At 42.4% G+C, this 17740-nt stretch carries 8 protein-coding genes and 1 pseudogene; 4 read left to right on the forward strand and 5 right to left on the reverse strand.

All coding sequences use genetic code 11. The annotated features are described in order from the left end of the window. Nucleotides 1–12: 12 nt before the first annotated feature. The 5 genes and pseudogenes from Bovatus_RS01490 to Bovatus_RS01510 form a co-directional block, all read right to left on the reverse strand. Nucleotides 13–2022: a family 10 glycosylhydrolase gene (locus Bovatus_RS01490; protein WP_004297582.1), complete on the reverse strand. Its 2010-nt coding sequence runs from the start codon at nucleotides 2020–2022 to the stop codon at nucleotides 13–15. 17 nt (nucleotides 2023–2039) lie between these two features. Further along, the gene (locus Bovatus_RS01495) at nucleotides 2040–3926 is read right to left on the reverse strand and encodes a RagB/SusD family nutrient uptake outer membrane protein (RefSeq protein ID WP_004297583.1); all 1887 of its coding nucleotides are present in this window, start codon (nucleotides 3924–3926) and stop codon (nucleotides 2040–2042) included. Between the two features lie 13 nt (nucleotides 3927–3939). After that, nucleotides 3940–6939: a SusC/RagA family TonB-linked outer membrane protein gene (locus Bovatus_RS01500; protein ID WP_032849866.1), complete on the reverse strand. Its 3000-nt coding sequence runs from the start codon at nucleotides 6937–6939 to the stop codon at nucleotides 3940–3942. A gap of 47 nt (nucleotides 6940–6986) precedes the next feature. Next, complete coding sequence (locus tag Bovatus_RS01505; protein WP_052587885.1) at nucleotides 6987–8165, reverse strand: n-acyl-d-glucosamine 2-epimerase; 1179 nt, start codon at nucleotides 8163–8165, stop codon at nucleotides 6987–6989. Nucleotides 8166–8296: 131 nt separating this feature from the next. Beyond that, a pseudogene (locus Bovatus_RS01510) lies at nucleotides 8297–8794 on the reverse strand (MFS transporter); the annotation flags it as partial. Between the two features lie 81 nt (nucleotides 8795–8875). On the opposite strand from Bovatus_RS01510, the gene Bovatus_RS01515 reads away from it, so the two are divergent. From Bovatus_RS01515 to Bovatus_RS01530, 4 genes are all read left to right on the forward strand, one after another. Beyond that, nucleotides 8876–10510, forward strand: a complete 1635-nt coding sequence (locus tag Bovatus_RS01515) for a sialidase family protein (RefSeq protein ID WP_004297908.1) — start codon at nucleotides 8876–8878, stop codon at nucleotides 10508–10510. 153 nt (nucleotides 10511–10663) lie between these two features. After that, a complete protein-coding gene (locus Bovatus_RS01520) occupies nucleotides 10664–13258 on the forward strand; it encodes a beta-mannosidase (RefSeq protein ID WP_052587916.1) in 2595 nt (864 codons plus the stop codon). 34 nt (nucleotides 13259–13292) lie between these two features. Continuing rightward, nucleotides 13293–15617, forward strand: a complete 2325-nt coding sequence (locus Bovatus_RS01525; protein WP_004297902.1) for a glycoside hydrolase family 20 protein — start codon at nucleotides 13293–13295, stop codon at nucleotides 15615–15617. After that, nucleotides 15617–17692 carry a glycoside hydrolase family 20 protein gene (locus tag Bovatus_RS01530; protein WP_004297901.1) on the forward strand — a complete coding sequence of 692 codons (2076 nt, stop codon included), beginning with the start codon at nucleotides 15617–15619 and terminating at the stop codon, nucleotides 17690–17692. Before Bovatus_RS01525 ends, Bovatus_RS01530 begins: the two co-directional genes overlap by 1 nt. Nucleotides 17693–17740: the final 48 nt, after the last annotated feature.

The raw sequence follows: 17740 nt of genomic DNA on the forward strand, positions 1-17740 counted from the left end.
ATTATATGTTCATTATTTTTTCTTAATGGAAAAAGCTATTTTCATTTGTTCGAAAAAAGTATTCCAATCAACATAACAATTATCGAAAATCATCAAACCTGATGAATTCTTTAGTGAAGCCCCAAACACTTTTCCCTGATCGGTAACACTTAAATCAGGCAAACTCATTGAACCTAACAATGGAATTTGTCCACATGTAAGGATATTCCCTAGAGTAATGTATCGATTGACTTCTTTAGGCGTTTTATAATAAGTTCCGATCATCAGAAAGTCTAAATTGTTTAAGTAACTTGTTTTATTGTAATTTTCTCCGTAGATTTCACTATCTGGAAATGATAATCGATCATCATATTTAAATTGATTACTAGCCCAATTTACTCCATTTTGATAATATACTTCATACCAGGACCCTACATAAGCTGCCATTTTTAAATCCGGATTCTTTTCAGTTTTATACTTATCTACTAATGAGCGAATACGTCCGGTAAAGTCACAAATAGTTTGAGAGCGGAAAGTAATCCATTCTTTAAAGAATTGACCTTTTACTAATGTGCCTTCTTTGTCTATTTTGAAAGCATCAGCAGGAAAGTTCTCTAAAATTTTGCCTTCTTTCTCCAGGTATTCTTCAAATGCGTTTCGAGTCACATGACTAAAGTCAGCATATAAATTATCATAACGACAGCGATCTAATACGATACCATCTATATCATAATTTTTTAGAACTTCTTCCACGCGCAACAATTGAAAGTCCTGCACTTCTTTATTAGAAGGATTTACAAAAGCTAAAGCTAACAGTTTACCTTTAGCAGCTTCTTTCCCTCTTGTACTTTCTGTGATTTTCAATAGTTTACCTTTGTCTTCGGGGCGTTGCACTATTTCCTCCCAGTCTTTATGTTCATGAAGAATGGCATAATCATTTACAGTAATATTTCCTTCTGTGAAGAAATTAAAACTAGTATAGACTTTGAGTCCAATCTTATGTGCTTCCTGGAGTACAACCTCCAGCAAATCAAATCCATCATCCTTCACTTGTTTATTCGGATTTTTGGTTGCAGTTAGATAAGGAGTTTTTGAAAGATCGTTTTTGCGGTAAGAAACATATCCTTCTGGTCCTTTTACATCTAACCCAATGGAAGTGAACCCTGCTTTCTTTGCGTTATTAACCATAGTGGCTACAGCTTCTCTATTAGTTAACACCTTTGCATTAGGAAACTGCTCCACCCACATAACCAATTCACTCTGTTGTTGATTTGGAACTTTGGAGAATATGGCAACAGACTTACGAGTAATTTCTTTCCCTTCTTTTTTCAATATCCAATTGAAGAAATTAGTACCATCATTCAGAGTTAACTGATTACGAAATAGCCCCTTTGTTGTAACAGCTACTGGTTTTGTTTCTGTTCGGTTTTCTATAAACAACTGATAATTGGCTTTTTTATCATAATTAGCAATACAACCGCTTAATGTAGTCTTACTTCCTACAACAGTAAATAAGAAATCATTATCCAATTCTATTTGAGGCGGAATACTCCCTTTGGAAAAAGCAATCACTTTATCCAATGAATGTACTTCTCCATCAATCCGCAGCTTTACAACATCTCCTACATGGAAGTTCTCGGCAAGAAATTTACGGTAACCATCCTTTAGATAGTCAGTATCATAACCAATTAATGTAAACTCTGCCTGTCCCAATGTTATATCCAAAGGAGCGCTAAATGCTGGTTGAGCATTTTTAGAGATTACACCATTCAGGACTTTAATCACTTTCATATCTCCATTTATCACTACGGCTGTATATGTGCTTTGAGTCGATTTTATAGCTTTTTTATATTCCGTAGATAATAGGACAATTCCTTTTTCTTGCTTTTCCCAGGCAGAATTATTGAATAAGTCTATCTGCTTTTCAGGACCGCGTACAGTTAATGTCGGATCCGGACTTGCAGCTTCAATTGTCACTACGGTCTGTGCCGATATAAAAACCGGCACTAACAGTAATGATAATATAATAATTAATCTATTCATACTAAACACATTAGATATTACTCACCATATCCTTTATTTTGTTCTAACCAAGGACATTTATTTCGCTCTGTTTGTGGAACAGGCCATAAGTAATGCCTATTATTCCAACTACGGCCTTTATCACGAGATCTTAATTTATCACCATATGCTGCATAACTAGCAATATCATTGATATCTCTGTCCGATCCTGAAGCGCCATAAGAAGGAACCATATCCGGAGTAGCCTGCTCATATCCATCAGGATATTTGCCTGTAGCCGGATCTACACCTGTCGCTTTCGGATAACCATAAGTGGGTTCAGCATTCTGAATATCACCTGTTCTCCAACGACGCATATCAAATAACATTAATGCCTCTTTGGCTAATTCCACTTTACGTTCACGACGTACAATTTGACGCATCTTTAATTGATCATTCTCACGTGTCGGATCAACACTTAAGATACCAGGCATACCTACACGAGCTCTGACGCGGTCTATTGCATTTACTGCCGTTGCATCTAATTCATTAAGTTCTATTTTTGCTTCGGCATACGTCAAAAGAATCTCTGCAAATCGCATAATCAGGATATTATAGCTCGGATTAGCGTTTGCCTCATCATCAAAATGGTTATATTTCTTCCAGGCAAATCCCACACCACTACTTACATATCCATATTGAGCAACAGCACCTGCATAATCTAAGTTGGCAACCAACTTTTCATTACCGTCTTTATCCCAAGAAGTAGTTTGAGGATTATAAACTTCCATCAAGAATTTCATTTTATTATCTCCACCAGTATTACCGATGATAACGTCATGATGAGTGTAAACCGTTTCTTTTAAACGAGGGTCACGACTTTCAAATGGTTTCTTGGGGTTATATCCGGAACCTGTTTCATCAATACGTTTACCATTTTTCATTTCATAGGTATCTACTAACTGTTGAGTAGGAAAACGCCCACTTTGTCCAATCATGCGAACTTGTTCGCCTAGAGACATGTATTGGGTAAAAGAATGAATTTGGTTGGAAAACATCATAAATAACATTGTTTCCTTTTTTACGTCTTCTTTTAGTTGCCCTATCCGGGTAAACAGATCTGCATAATTAGTAGCCAGATCACGTCCACTTTCGTCTATAACTTTTTTAGAAGCTGCTGCTGCAATTTTAAAGTATTCTGTAGCTTTAGCCTGATCTTTTTCACCATCCATACCAAAACCAAATTTACACCATGAACCGGCATATAAAGCCAATCTGGCTTTCAGTCCTAATGCTACCGATTTATCGACGCGTCCATAATTGGCCGCTGTCCAAGGTAAAATATCCGCAGCTTCGTCCAATGTTTTTAATATATCATCTACAACTTCTTTCCAAGGTGTACGAGAAACTTGCTTTGTTTGTTCCTCTGTGACTGCAGATGTAAAATATGGAATATCACCCCATAAAGAAACTAGTTGAATATAATAATGAGATCTCAAAACCTGAATTTCTGCAAGGTAGGTTTTGGCCTTATCACTTAATTCATTATAAAAAGGCTTAGCTCCATCTAACACTGAATTACATCTTGCTACAGAAGTGTATAGAATAGACCACGTTTGTTCTACTGTGAAATTCGTACGTAACTCAATATTGCCAACGCCGATAGAACTATTGTCTGCGCGTTCGATACCATAAGGAGTATACATATCCCATAATATACAATAAGGTATACTACTAGTATTACTATGGTCCATCAGTAGACGTTGGTAACACCCATTAGCACCTTGTGCTATTGCACCATCGTTATTGTAAAAGTTGGATGATAAGTATTCACTCATAGGCTCTTTGTCTAAATAGTCACTACAGCCCGCTATCCCTAATGATAATATCAAAGCTCCACTTGCCAGAACCTTGTTATTAAATATATATTTGATTGCTTTTTTCATAATATCTGATTATTTAAAATTTTAAATCAATACCAAACGTAAATGTTTGCATAATGGGGTAGAATTCCCCGCCAACAGAGCCGCTATATGCAACCTCCGGGTCATATCCCTTATAGAAATTACTAATAGTAAATAGATTCTGTCCACTAGCATACACTCTCAAGCTACCAATATTTAATTTTTTAGTCCATGAATTAGGTAAAGTATAGCCTAAAACAACATTCTTCAAACGACAATAAGAGGCGTCTCGTACCCATTTATCAGATTTTTGATAGTTAGGGCCCGCATTGGCTTCAGGAACCAAAATCGGGTATGCTGCATCCTGATTGTCCGGAGTCCATGAATCCATTTGATGTCTGAAAAGATTTGAACCATTGGCAAAAGGTTTAAGACCAACTCCGCTCATGTAATTTACACGTTGTCCTACTCCTTGGAAGAATGCTGTAAAATCAAAATTTTTCCAACCAGCATTTAATGTTACGCCATATTCAAAGTGCGGGAATGGGTCACCAAGATAAACCATATCCCGAGTATCAATTGTCATAGGATCGGAATCTTCCCCCTGATAAACTTTAACATACTTAACAAATCCCGGACGGGCATCTCCTAATTTTGGAGAATTATTGACATCATCCCAGTCCTTATAGTATCCGTCAGTCACATATCCCCAAATACCTTTGTTAGGATAACCCTCTACCATTGTTTTATCTTGAGAATTAAGTCCGTTTAGATTAGTAATTTTGTTGCGGTTGTCACTTAAAGTAAATGTTACTCCATACGTAAAGTCATTTAATTTATTTTTATGACTGACACTCACTTCCCAACCCTTGTTGGACATATCTCCTGCATTGGTATACGCGGGACTCATTCCTACATAGTATGGTAATGGGAACTTCATTAACATATCATAAATATTTTTGATGTAATAATCGGCTGTAACGCTTAACAAACCATTCCACAAACTGAAATCAATACCAAAGTTTATTTGCTTTGATTTTTCCCAACTGATATTAGAATTAGCCAACGTCGTTTGGGCAACGCCTGATACTAATTCTTTGTCTGCTTCATCACCACCTAAATAGTATCCGTATCCAGTAGCAATGGTTGCAGCATAAGGATAATTACCGATGTTTTGATTTCCCAAAAGGCCGTAAGAAGCACGTACTTTTAAAAAGTCAAGCACTTTACGGGTAGGTTTCATGAAGTTTTCTTCAGATATGACCCAACCGGCAGATACCGAAGGAAAAAATCCCCATCGATTATCTCTGGTAAAGCGGGAAGAGCCGTCGTAACGACCATTCACCTCCAGTAAATAGCGCTGTTTATAGTTGTAATTCAAACGAGCATACCACGACATCATAGCCCATGAATTTGCCCCACCAGAGGAAGTTGCGGTTGCAGAATCTCCATTACCTAAATAATAACGTCCTAGGTCGAAACCCCTTTTTCCACCAGAGAAAGAAGTGTTCAGATTATCTTCTGCCTGGAAGCCGACTAATATTTTTCCATAATGGTCAAAGAATTTATTTTCATACGAAGCTTGTGCACGATAATAATTTCTAACGGTTTCGCTCCAGCTCTCTGTTAATGAATCATCTGTTGGATATGATCCCATAATTTGGCCTTTTAAAGACGTTGTATATGGGGTTATTAAAGCTCGTTCTCTACTTGTGGATTGACGACGAGAGTATTGTCCAACAAGCTCCAATCCCTTAATAGGAGTTAGAGTTAATGTACCGTTTACTACAGCATCCGTACCTTTACTTATTTTTTCTCCGCTATCATATGCCTGCGCAGTAGGATTCATTCCATTCTTTCCATATCCCCAATTTCCATCCAGCTCTCTGGCAGCAGAAAGAGTGGGCAACATATATAAAGACTGATTGATAATCTGTTTGGGAGTACTCAAACCCGGATTTACTTTTTTACCTTGTCTTAATGCTGTTTCAATGCTAAACTTAGCCCATGGAAGTATTTGAGCATCTGCATTTAAACGAAGGTTGGTACGACTATAATTATCATTAGGTATCAAACCATCTTGATATAGATAAGTACCAGAACCGAAGAAAGTCAGTTTGTCACTACCACCACTAATTGTTACATTATGATTATGCATGATTGAATGACTTTTCATCGTTTCGTCTTTCCAATTTGTATCATACCTGTTCCAATTATCTGGACGTAATGTTTTTTGTTCTTCTATCTGTTGCAGTTGTTGAGCTCTTTGTGCATCGGATACTGTAATTTCTGCATTATCCCAAGCATTTAGTTCTGCTTGTAAATACTCCCATGCAGCCACCGGTTCGGGCATGTTAGTCGGGCGCTGAATTGTCAGATAGCCACTATACGTAGTTGTTATTTTTCCTTTTTGTCCTCTTTTAGTTGTAATAAGGATAACACCATTAGATGCCCGGGAACCGTAAATTGATGCAGAAGCTGCATCTTTCAGAACAGAAATGCTCTCTACTGTATTGGCGTCTACTTGGTCGATACTCATTTCAATTCCATCAACTAAAACCAGCGGATCCGTATTTGAATTAATAGAACCGATACCGCGAATTCGAATAGAGCCACCATCACCACCAGGTTCACCGGAAGTTTGCTGAATAGTCACACCGGGCATGGCACCTTGTAAAGCAGTAGATAAGGATGCTACGCTTCTTTTTGTTATAGTTTCAGAACTAACAGAAGATACGGCTCCGGTTAATGTAGCTTTTTTCTGTTTAGCATATCCCACAACTATTGCTTCTTCTAGCTGGATAGCATCAGTCTTCATCTTTACATTTAGTACAGAAGTATTTGCGACTAGTTCTTCTGTCCGGTAACCGACATAAGAGAAAACCAATTTACTTCCTTTCTTTACTTCAATAGAATACTTTCCATTAATATCTGAAATTGTTCCTTTAGACGTACCTTCAACAAAGATACTTACTCCTGGCAATACATCGGATTCATCAGAGACAACTCCTTTCACAATTAAATTCTGTGCTTGTATACTGACAGAACTTAGCATTAAAATTAAAAACAGAATTTTTCTCATAATATTAAATTTAGAACTAATTAGGATACTATATTTTTTATTTCTTCTAATGTTTTCCAGCACTGATACAGTCCTCTTGGCACATGGAAGCATCCTTTCCATTTTCCTCCTTTGAGTGGTAGCAATACTTCGCCTCTTCGGTTCAAGTAGCCATACCATTCAGGATATTCTTTATCCTTGAAATGCTCCCAAGTGTAGTCATGTACCTTTTCAAACCATTCCAAGCATTTTTTGTCTCCCGTCAATTGATAGCCTTTCAGCAGGGAAATAAGCGTTTCGATATGGACCCACCAGAGTTTCTGGTCCCACTCCAATTGTTGGGGAGGACAACCGTTACGATCCATAAAATAGTAGATACCTCCATATTGCTTGTCCCAGCCATAATTAAGCATCGTGAGAGTAGTCTCTTTGGCTTTCTCTATCAATTCCGGACGATTCAGACGCTTGCCTAGATCCATGATAAACCACATCGCTTCAATGGCATGTCCCGGGGTCACCTGACGGCCTTCAAAACAATCGACCAAATTACCGTCTATGTCCACGTTTTCAACAATGATACCTCCGAGTTCAGGACGATAGAAAACTTCCATCACTTCATGGATACAAGTATCCATTGTTTCCCGCAGATACGTTTCATCCAATAAATGCTCTATCTCCAGTGCCAAGTTACAGAGGATCATTGGCAAGGCAAAGTTCTTCAGATTACGGGTACCCGGATGAAGCTTATTCCATCTCCCTTTCGGATTATCCACTTTGGAAAGGATTATATCGAAAGTTTTCTTGGCAATGTCCGCATATTCCTGATTACCGGTTGTAAGGCTCAACTGTCCGAAAGCCATGGTAGCGAATGTATACGAGAATATATTGTACGGTTCTACCAATGGTCTACCCGAACGGTCGAGGGAAAAATACCAGTTATAATTGCCGTCATGTCCATATTTTTTTAGAAATTCGCCACCCTGAATGGCACAGTCTAGCCATTCCTGACGTTTCTCCACTTTGTTGTAAAGCATGGAGAACATCCATACCTCACGACTTTGCAGCCAAATAAACTTATCCGTATCGAATACTTTTCCTTCACGGTCCAGACAGGTGAAGTAACCACCATACTCATGGTCTTGTGAATGTTCAAGCCAGAAAGGAAGGACGTTGTCCAGGAGCTCATCCTTGTACAGACTTGCCAGTTTTTTGAAATCCATAATCGTATTTCCATTATAGATTGGTATGGGTAATTCAGCAGTTAAAGAGATGTCTGCTGAATGACCAATGTTATTCTTACTATCCATATTTATAAAATGTTAGTTTATTGTTATTAAGGTCTGTTTTATATTTATTCCGAACGGGTCCAGTATCTTTCAATCTCCTCCAGCGACTTCCCGGTGGTCTCCGGCACGAGTTTCCAGACAATTAGCATATACGGCACGCACATGAGGGCGAACAGGAAGAATGTTCCGGCGGGGGTAAGGTTCTGGAGCATCCAGGGGGTTAACTGTCCGATCAGGTACGTTCCGATCCACAGAGCGAATCCTGCTATCGACATGGCCAGTCCGCGAACCTTGGTGGGATACATCTCCGAGAGGAGCACGAACACCACGGCACAGATAGACACGGCACAGCAGAATACATAGAACAGGAAGAAAACGAGCAGGAAGAGGCTGGATACTCCCAGGGAATCTCCGAAGAGGAAGTACAGGCCGATGAGAATCAGAGAAACAACCATTCCCGAAACTCCGTAATAAACAAGTTTCTTGCGGCCTACCTTATCAATGATGACAAGAGCCAGAATGGTGGTCAAAGTATTGACTAGTCCTACCAGAACTTGGTAAAATGAAAGTTAACTGTTTGCATAGCTGTATTATGGTAGAAAAGTTTTATCTTTATCGCGTTAAACTAACTAATACCCCCCATTATGAGAAGAATTTTTTATTTACTTTTCCTTGTCTTATTAGGCTATTCTTTTGACGTAAAAGCTTCAGACACAGTATTTATCCATGAAACACAAATCCCGGTTTTGATAGAGCGGCAGGATAATGTTCTGTTCTATATCCGGTTGGATGCAAAGGAAAGCAAGATACTCGATGAAGTTGTTTTAGATTTCAGTAAAAGTACCAACTTAGCGGATGTTCAGGCAATCAAACTCTATTATGGAGGAACAGAGGCCTTACAAGATCAAAACAAAAATCGCTTTGCCCCTGTAGAGTACATATCCAGCCATCGACCGGGTGCGACATTGGCGGCTAATCCTTCCTATTCCATAAAATGTGCAGAGGTCGGACCATCGGAAAAAGTTGTATTAAGAGGTAATTACAATTTATTTCCAGGTGTCAACTTTTTTTGGATCAGTTTGCAGATAAAAACAGATGCCTCTTTGCATACTAAAATAGTCTCTGATTTACGTGCTGTAAAAGTGGATGGGAAAGAACTTTATTGTAAATTTATTTCTCCGAAAGCTATTACTCACCGGATGGCAGTCGGAGTTCGTCATGCTGGTAATGACGGTTCTGCTTCCTTCCGTATTCCCGGATTAGTGACAACCAATAAAGGAACATTATTGGGAGTGTACGATGTCCGATATAATAGTAGTGTCGATTTACAGGAATATGTAGATGTGGGTTTGAGTCGTAGCACTGACGGAGGGAAGAGCTGGGAGAAAATGCGTCTTCCGCTTTCATTTGGTGAGTATGGCGGTTTGCCTAAAGCACAGAATGGGGTAGGAGATCCCTCTATTTTGGTAGATACTCAAACGAATACCGTCTGGGTGGTTGCCGCATGGACACATGGTATGGGTAATCAACGTGCCTGGTGGAGCTCCCATCCGGGAATGGATATAAACCATACCGCACAGCTGGTATTGGCAAAGAGCACAGACGATGGTAAAACATGGTCGAAACCGATCAATATAACAGAGCAGGTAAAAGATCCGTCCTGGTATTTTCTCCTTCAAGGACCAGGACGAGGAATAACGATGAGCGACGGTACATTAGTATTTCCAACACAGTTTATCGACTCTACCCGTATCCCGAATGCAGGAATCATGTATAGTAAAGACCGGGGAAAAACATGGAAAATGCATCATCTGGCACGAACAAATACAACGGAAGCACAAGTTGCGGAAATAGAACCGGGAGTATTGATGCTGAATATGCGTGACAATAGAGGAGGAAGCCGGGCTATTGCCATAACGAAAGATTTGGGAAAAACCTGGACAGAACACCCATCTTCACGTAAGGCACTTCAGGAACCGGTATGTATGGCCAGTCTGATTCATGTCGATGCCAAGGACAACGTTTTGAATAAAGACCTCCTGTTGTTTTCAAATCCGGATACGACTAAAGGGCGCAATCATATAACAATAAAAGCAAGTCTGGATAAAGGACTTACCTGGTTGCCCGAACATCAAATCATGCTCGACGAAGCAGAAGGATGGGGATATAGTTGCCTGACGATGATTGATAAAGAGACAATCGGTATTCTATATGAGAGCAGTGTGGCACACATGACTTTTCAGGCGGTGAAATTAACAGATTTGTTAGGAATGAAATGATAGATATAATAGCGGTTAAACTATCTGATATGATAAAAGAATAAAACCGTATATTTATCGTGGCGTGCAAAAACAACATATTTTGTTAAATTATCAGTGAAATTTGCTGAAAAAATAATATCTTTGAATCCGTTAATATCTAATGCCCCCACTATGATGATTAATTTGATCGGAAAAAAGGCTCAAATAGCATGTGAACTACTATGCTGTTGCAGTATGGCATATGCACAGAGCAATGACAATTCCGAAGTTGTCGTTCTAAATACAGGCTGGGAGTTTTCCCAGGCAGGGACGGAGCTGTGGCGACCGGCACAGGTTCCGGGCACCGTTCATCAGGATCTTATTAACCATAAACAACTTCCCGATCCTTTTTATGGCATCAATGAACAAAAGATTCAGTGGGTGGAAAATGAAGACTGGGAATACCGGACTGCTTTTACAGTTACCCCCGAACAACTGAAACGGGATGACGCCCAATTGGTTTTTGAAGGCCTTGACACATACGCCGATGTATACCTCAATGGAGCACTGTTGCTGAAAGCCGATAACATGTTTGTCGGTTATACCATACCCGTCAAGTCCCAACTCCGTATCGGAGAAAACCTTCTTCACATCTATTTTCATTCCCCCATCCGGCAGACACTGCCTCAATATAACTCGAACGGATTCAACTATCCGGCAGACAACGACCATCACGACAAACATTTAAGCATATTCTCCCGTAAAGCCCCTTACAGCTATGGCTGGGACTGGGGAATCCGCATGGTGACCAGCGGCATCTGGCGTCCGGTGACCATCCGTTTTTATGACGCAGCTTCTATCAGTGACTACCACGTAAAACAACTCGCACTGACCGACCAGCTCGCAAACCTGTCTAATGAATTAGAAATAAACAACATACTCTCCCGGCCACTTCAGGCAGAGGTGAGAATCAATACCTCATTCGAAGGAAGTGCAGAAAAAAGCATCAGCCAGGCAATCACCTTACAGCCCGGAATCAATCATGTTTCCATACCTTCCGAAGTGGCATCCCCCGTACGTTGGATGCCGAATGGATGGGGAAAGCCCGCCCTGTATGATTTCTCCGCTCAAATCATAGTAGAAGATAAAGTCGTAGCCGAGCAATCGCACCGGATAGGACTGCGTACTGTTCGCCTCGTTAATGAAAAAGATAAAGACGGAGAATCCTTCTATTTTGAAGTAAATGGTGTACCTATGTTTGCCAAAGGAGCCAATTACATCCCCCAGGATGCACTCTTGACTAACGTCACTACCGAACGCTACCAAACCTTATTCCGCGACATCCGCGAAGCGAACATGAATGTCATTCGTGTATGGGGAGGTGGAACGTACGAAGATGACCGTTTCTATGACCTGGCAGATGAAAACGGAATACTGGTGTGGCAAGACTTCATGTTTGCCTGCACTCCCTATCCGTTCGACCCCACCTTTCTGAAAAGGGTAGAGGCGGAAGCCTGCTATAACATCCGTCGCCTTCGCAATCATGCTTCCCTGGCGATGTGGTGCGGCAATAACGAAATACTGGAAGCCTTAAAATATTGGGGATTCGACAAGAACTTCCCGCCCGAAATCTATCAGGAAATGTTTCGAGGCTACGACAAACTGTTCCATCAGCTCCTTCCAGCCAAGGTTAAGGAACTGGATGCCGACCGTTTCTACATACACAGCTCCCCGTATTTTGCCAACTGGGGGCGTCCTGAATCCTGGGGGATAGGAGACAGCCATAACTGGGGAGTCTGGTATGGTCAGAAAACATTCGAGTCACTCGATACAGACCTGCCCCGTTTCATGAGCGAATTCGGTTTTCAGTCCTTCCCGGAAATGAAGACCATCTCCACTTTCGCCGCTCCGGAAGATTATCAGATAGAATCGGAAGTGATGAATGCTCATCAGAAAAGCAGCATCGGCAACGCCCTGATTCGTACCTACATGGAGCGCGACTATATCATCCCCGAAAAATTTGAAGACTTTGTCTATGTCGGACTAGTACTGCAAGGACAAGGAATGCGTCACGGACTGGAAGCACACCGCCGGAACCGTCCTTACTGTATGGGTACCCTGTATTGGCAACTGAATGACAGCTGGCCGGTAGTATCCTGGTCGAGCATCGACTATTACGGTAACTGGAAAGCCCTGCATTACCAAGCCAAACGAGTCTTTGCTCCAATCCTCATCAATCCTATCCGGCAGAACGACAGCCTCAATATCTACCTGATTTCCGACTGTCCGGACACCAAAGACCACCTGATGTTGGAAATGAAAGTAACAGACTTTGACGGAAAGAAACAAGGCAAGCCTATACAACTCAACACATTGACAGTTCCGGCTAACACTTCCCAATGCGTGTACCGTATAAAACCCGACACCTGGCTATCACCGGAAGAACAGCAACGCTGTTTCATGCAACTGACGCTAAAAGACAAGGCAGGAAACACCCTTGCCGAAACCGTATACTTCTTTAGAAAAACAAAAGACCTGCTTCTGCCTGAAACAACCGTTTCCTGCAAGATGAAACAGAAAGACGGCATGTGTGAACTGACATTGTTTTCTCCCGCTCTTGCAAAAGATGTCTTTATTGAAATTCCTTTGCAGGGAGCCCGTTTCAGCGACAACTTTTTCGACCTTCTTCCCGGAGAACGTAAAACGGTCGTCATCACTTCTCCCCAAATAAAGAAAGGAGAGGAGCTGCCTTTGACAATCAAACATATTCGTGAAACTTATAATTAATCTATTAATAACTTAACACTTAATTTTTTAGTTTATGAAGCAACTCTTTAAATTAACCGGATGTCTGGCACTAGCAGGACTTTTTGCCTCTTGCCAATCGGTGCAACAGGAAGCCAACTACCAGATCATCCCCATGCCACAAGAAATTGTAACCGCTCAAGGAAGTCCCTTCATCCTCAAGAGCAGTGTGAAAATTCTCTATCCGGAAGGAAACGAGAAGATGCAACGCAACGCAAAATTCCTGGCAGACTATCTGAAAACGGCTACCGGAAAAGATTTCGCCATTGAAGCCGGAACAGAAGGTAAAAACGCAATCGTACTGGCATTAGGCACGGAGAACGAAAATCCGGAATCCTACCAGATGAAAGTTACCGGTGACGGAATCACGATTACTGGTCCTACGGAAGCCGGCGTATTCTATGGCATCCAGTCCCTGCGCAAATCATTGCCTGTGGCTGTCGGTGCGGATATTGCCATGCCAGCCGTAGAAATCAATGACGCTCCCCGCTTTGGCTATCGTGGCGCGCATTTCGATACCAGCCGTCATTTCTTTACCGTGGATGAAATAAAGACCTACATCGACATGCAGGCTTTACATAACATGAACCGCCTCCACTGGCATATCACCGACGATCAAGGTTGGCGTCTGGAAATCAAAAAATACCCGAAACTGACTGAAATCGGTGCTAACAGAACAGAAACAGTCATCGGACGTAACTCCGGCGAATACGACGGCAAACCTTACGGTGGATTCTACACCCAGGAACAAGCCAAAGAAATTGTAGATTATGCAGCCGAACGCTACATCACCGTTGTTCCCGAAATCGACCTTCCGGGACACATGCAAGCTGCCCTTGCCGCTTACCCTGAACTGGGTTGTACCGGTGGTCCATACGAAGTATGGAGACAATGGGGTGTATCCGAGGATGTGCTTTGCGCCGGAAACGACCAAGTATTGAAATTCTTGGAAGATGTTTATGGTGAATTGATTGAAATCTTCCCATCACAATATATTCATGTAGGGGGCGACGAATGCCCGAAAGTAAGATGGGAAAAATGTCCGAAGTGCCAGGCACGTATCAAAGCATTGGGATTGAAGTCAGATCAGAGCCACAGCAAAGAAGAACGTTTGCAGAGCTTTGTCATCAACCATATTGAGAAATTCCTGAACGACCACGGACGTCAAATCATCGGTTGGGATGAAATCCTCGAAGGCGGACTTGCTCCGAATGCTACCGTGATGTCATGGCGTGGTGAGAAAGGTGGTATCGAAGCTGCGAAGCAGAAACACGATGTCATCATGACACCGAACACCTATCTGTATTTCGACTACTACCAAGCTAAAGACATCGAAAACGAACCGTTCGGTATCGGTGGTTATCTGCCGATGGAAAGAGTGTATAGCTACGAGCCGATGTCGGCTTCTCTTACTCCGGAAGAACAGAAATACATCAAGGGAGTGCAAGCCAACCTCTGGACAGAATACATCGCTACCTTCCCGCATGCACAATACATGGTATTGCCTCGTTGGGCTGCTTTGTGTGAAATTCAGTGGTCCAGCCCCGAAAAGAAAAACTATGCCAACTTCCTGTCCCGTCTTCCACAACTGATTAAGTGGTACGATGCAGAAGGATACAATTACGCTAAACACGTATTTGACGTACAAGCCGAGTTTGACCCGAATCCGGCAGAAGGAACAATGGACGTTACCCTGTCTACCATCGACGGTGCCCCTGTTTACTATACATTAGACGGCACAGAACCTACTGCCGCTTCCCCCGTTTACGAAGGAGTATTGAAAATCAAGGAAAATGTAACCCTGTCCGCCAAAGCCATTCGTCCCAACGGCGAAAGCAAGACAGTGACAGAGAAGATTGATTTCAGCAAATCCAGCATGAAGCCGATTGTAGCCAATCAGCCTATCAATGAACAATACCTGTTCAAAGGAGCTTCCACTTTGATAGATGGTCTGAAAGGAAATAGCAGCTATAAGTCAGGCCGTTGGATCGCTTTCAACGGAAACGACATGGATATGACTATCGACCTCCAGCAACCTACTGAAATCTCAAGCGTGGCAATCTCTACCAATGTAGCAAAAGGGGACTGGGTATTTGATGCCAGAAACCTGTCCGTAGAAACTTCAGATGATGGCAAGACCTTCAAAAAGATTGCTTCCGAAGAATATCCGGAGATGAAAGAGACAGACAAAGACGGAATCGTTGAGCACAAACTAACCTTTGCTCCTGTGACCACCCAATACGTGAGAGTCATTGCTTCACCGGAGAAATCACTTCCGGCATGGCATGGAGGAAAAGGTAAAAACGCATTTTTATTTGTAGACGAAATCAAAATTGATTAATGAATATAAGAAAAGAATACCCTAAAGTTTGTCTTTTCTTATGGATATTGGGGATGTGCTTCCATGCACATCCCATTTTGGCACAGTCCGTCATACCTGTCCCATTAAAAATGGAGCAGGGGACGGGCTCTTTTTTACTGTCAGAAAAGACTAAACTTTATACAAACCTGCAAGGTGGAGAAGCGGAACTCTGGGAGAATTACCTGAAAGCATTACCTGTTCAGCTGAAAGAAGCGAGAATGAAAGACAGGAAACAGATGCTTTTCTTATTGATAACCCCCAAGACCCCCCAATTGCCATCACCGGAAAGCTATACACTCTCCGTCACCTCTCAACGAATTGAGATCCGGGCAACTTCGGGAGCCGGATTATTCTATGGAATGCAAACCCTGTTACAGCTGATGCAACCGGCAAGCACAGGCAGCTATTCCGTACCCTCTGTCGAGATAGAAGACACCCCTCGTTTTGCTTATCGCGGACTGATGCTGGACGTATCCCGTCATTTCTCTACCAAAGAGTTTATAAAGAAGCAGATAGACGCATTGGCATATTACAAAATCAACCGTTTGCACCTGCACCTGACCGATGCGGCAGGCTGGCGGCTTGAAATCAAGAAATACCCTTTACTGACCGATTTTGCAGCCTGGCGTACAGACCCCACCTGGAAGAAATGGTGGAACGGCGGACGTAAATACCTCCGTTATGATGAACCCGGAGCTTCCGGCGGCTATTACACCCAGGACGATATTCGTGAAATACTGGAATATGCCCGTCAGCATTACATCACGGTGATTCCGGAGATTGAAATGCCTTCCCATTCGGAAGAAGTGCTGGCTGCCTACCCGCAGCTATCCTGTTCGGGAGAACCTTACAAGAACTCCGATTTCTGTGTCGGTAATGAAGAAACTTTCACCTTTCTGGAGAATGTACTGACGGAAGTCATGGAACTTTTCCCTTCCGAATACATTCATGTAGGAGGTGATGAGGCCGGCAAATCGGCTTGGAAGACCTGTCCGAAATGTCAGAAGAGAATGAAAGACGAGCATCTGGCCAATGTAGACGAGCTGCAAAGCTATCTGATACACCGTATCGAAAAGTTCCTCAACAATCACGGACGCCGTCTCTTGGGATGGGACGAGATTCTGCAAGGAGGTATCGCGCCCAATGCAACCGTTATGTCGTGGCGTGGAGAAGAGGGTGGTATTGCTGCCGTCACCTCCGGCCATCATGCCATCATGACACCGGGTGCATACTGTTATCTGGACAGCTATCAGGACGCCCCGTACTCCCAGCCGGAAGCTATCGGTGGCTACCTGCCATTGAAGAAAGTATATGCCTACGATCCTGTCCCCGCTTCCTTAACTGCGGAGCAGGCAAAGTTAGTCTATGGTGTGCAGGGTAACCTATGGGTGGAATATATCCCCACTCCCGAACACGTGGAATATATGATTTATCCCCGTATGCTGGCATTGGCGGAAGTAGCCTGGTCGGCTCCGGAACGTAAGTCGTGGCCCGATTTCCATACCCGCGCACTGTCAGCAGTGGCCGATTTACAGAAAAAAGGATACCATCCTTTCGATTTGAGCAAAGAAATCGGCAGCCGTCCCGAATCTCTTCAACCAGTCAGCCATTTGGCGCTCGGTAAAAAAGTGACCTATAACTCCTCCTATAGCCCCCATTATCCCGCACAAGGCAACACAGCCCTGACAGACGGCATACGTGGTGACTGGACTTACGGTGATGGTTCATGGCAAGGATTTATCTCGGACAACCGTCTCGATGTGACGATTGATATGGAAAAAGAAACCCCTATCCATTCCATCACCGCCGCTTTTATGCAAGTGGTCGGCGCGGAAGTATTCCTGCCGGAGACAGTGATTATTTCCATTTCCGATGATGGAATTAACTTCACGGAGTTGCAAAAACAACACTTTGAAGTGAGCAAAGAAACCCCTATTCGGTTTACGGATATTTCATGGCAGGGAGAAGCCAAAGGAAGATACGTACGTTACCAGGCACAGGCCGGAAGCGAATTCGGAGGTTGGATATTTACGGATGAGATAATCGTGAAATAGACATTGTCAATATCATTTATGAATAAAAGAGGGAATCTACTCAACCAG

This window comes from Bacteroides ovatus (assembly GCF_001314995.1).
Classification (GTDB): domain Bacteria; phylum Bacteroidota; class Bacteroidia; order Bacteroidales; family Bacteroidaceae; genus Bacteroides; species Bacteroides ovatus.

Coding starts and splice junctions, on each gene's coding strand:
- Bovatus_RS01490 (WP_004297582.1), bottom strand. CDS start 2,022: ATGAATAGATTAATTATTATATTATCATTACTGTTAGTGCCGGTTTTT.
- Bovatus_RS01495 (WP_004297583.1), bottom strand. CDS start 3,926: ATGAAAAAAGCAATCAAATATATATTTAATAACAAGGTTCTGGCAAGT.
- Bovatus_RS01500 (WP_032849866.1), bottom strand. CDS start 6,939: ATGCTAAGTTCTGTCAGTATACAAGCACAGAATTTAATTGTGAAAGGA.
- Bovatus_RS01505 (WP_052587885.1), bottom strand. CDS start 8,165: ATGGATTTCAAAAAACTGGCAAGTCTGTACAAGGATGAGCTCCTGGAC.
- Bovatus_RS01515 (WP_004297908.1), top strand. CDS start 8,876: ATGAGAAGAATTTTTTATTTACTTTTCCTTGTCTTATTAGGCTATTCT.
- Bovatus_RS01520 (WP_052587916.1), top strand. CDS start 10,664: ATGATGATTAATTTGATCGGAAAAAAGGCTCAAATAGCATGTGAACTA.
- Bovatus_RS01525 (WP_004297902.1), top strand. CDS start 13,293: ATGAAGCAACTCTTTAAATTAACCGGATGTCTGGCACTAGCAGGACTT.
- Bovatus_RS01530 (WP_004297901.1), top strand. CDS start 15,617: ATGAATATAAGAAAAGAATACCCTAAAGTTTGTCTTTTCTTATGGATA.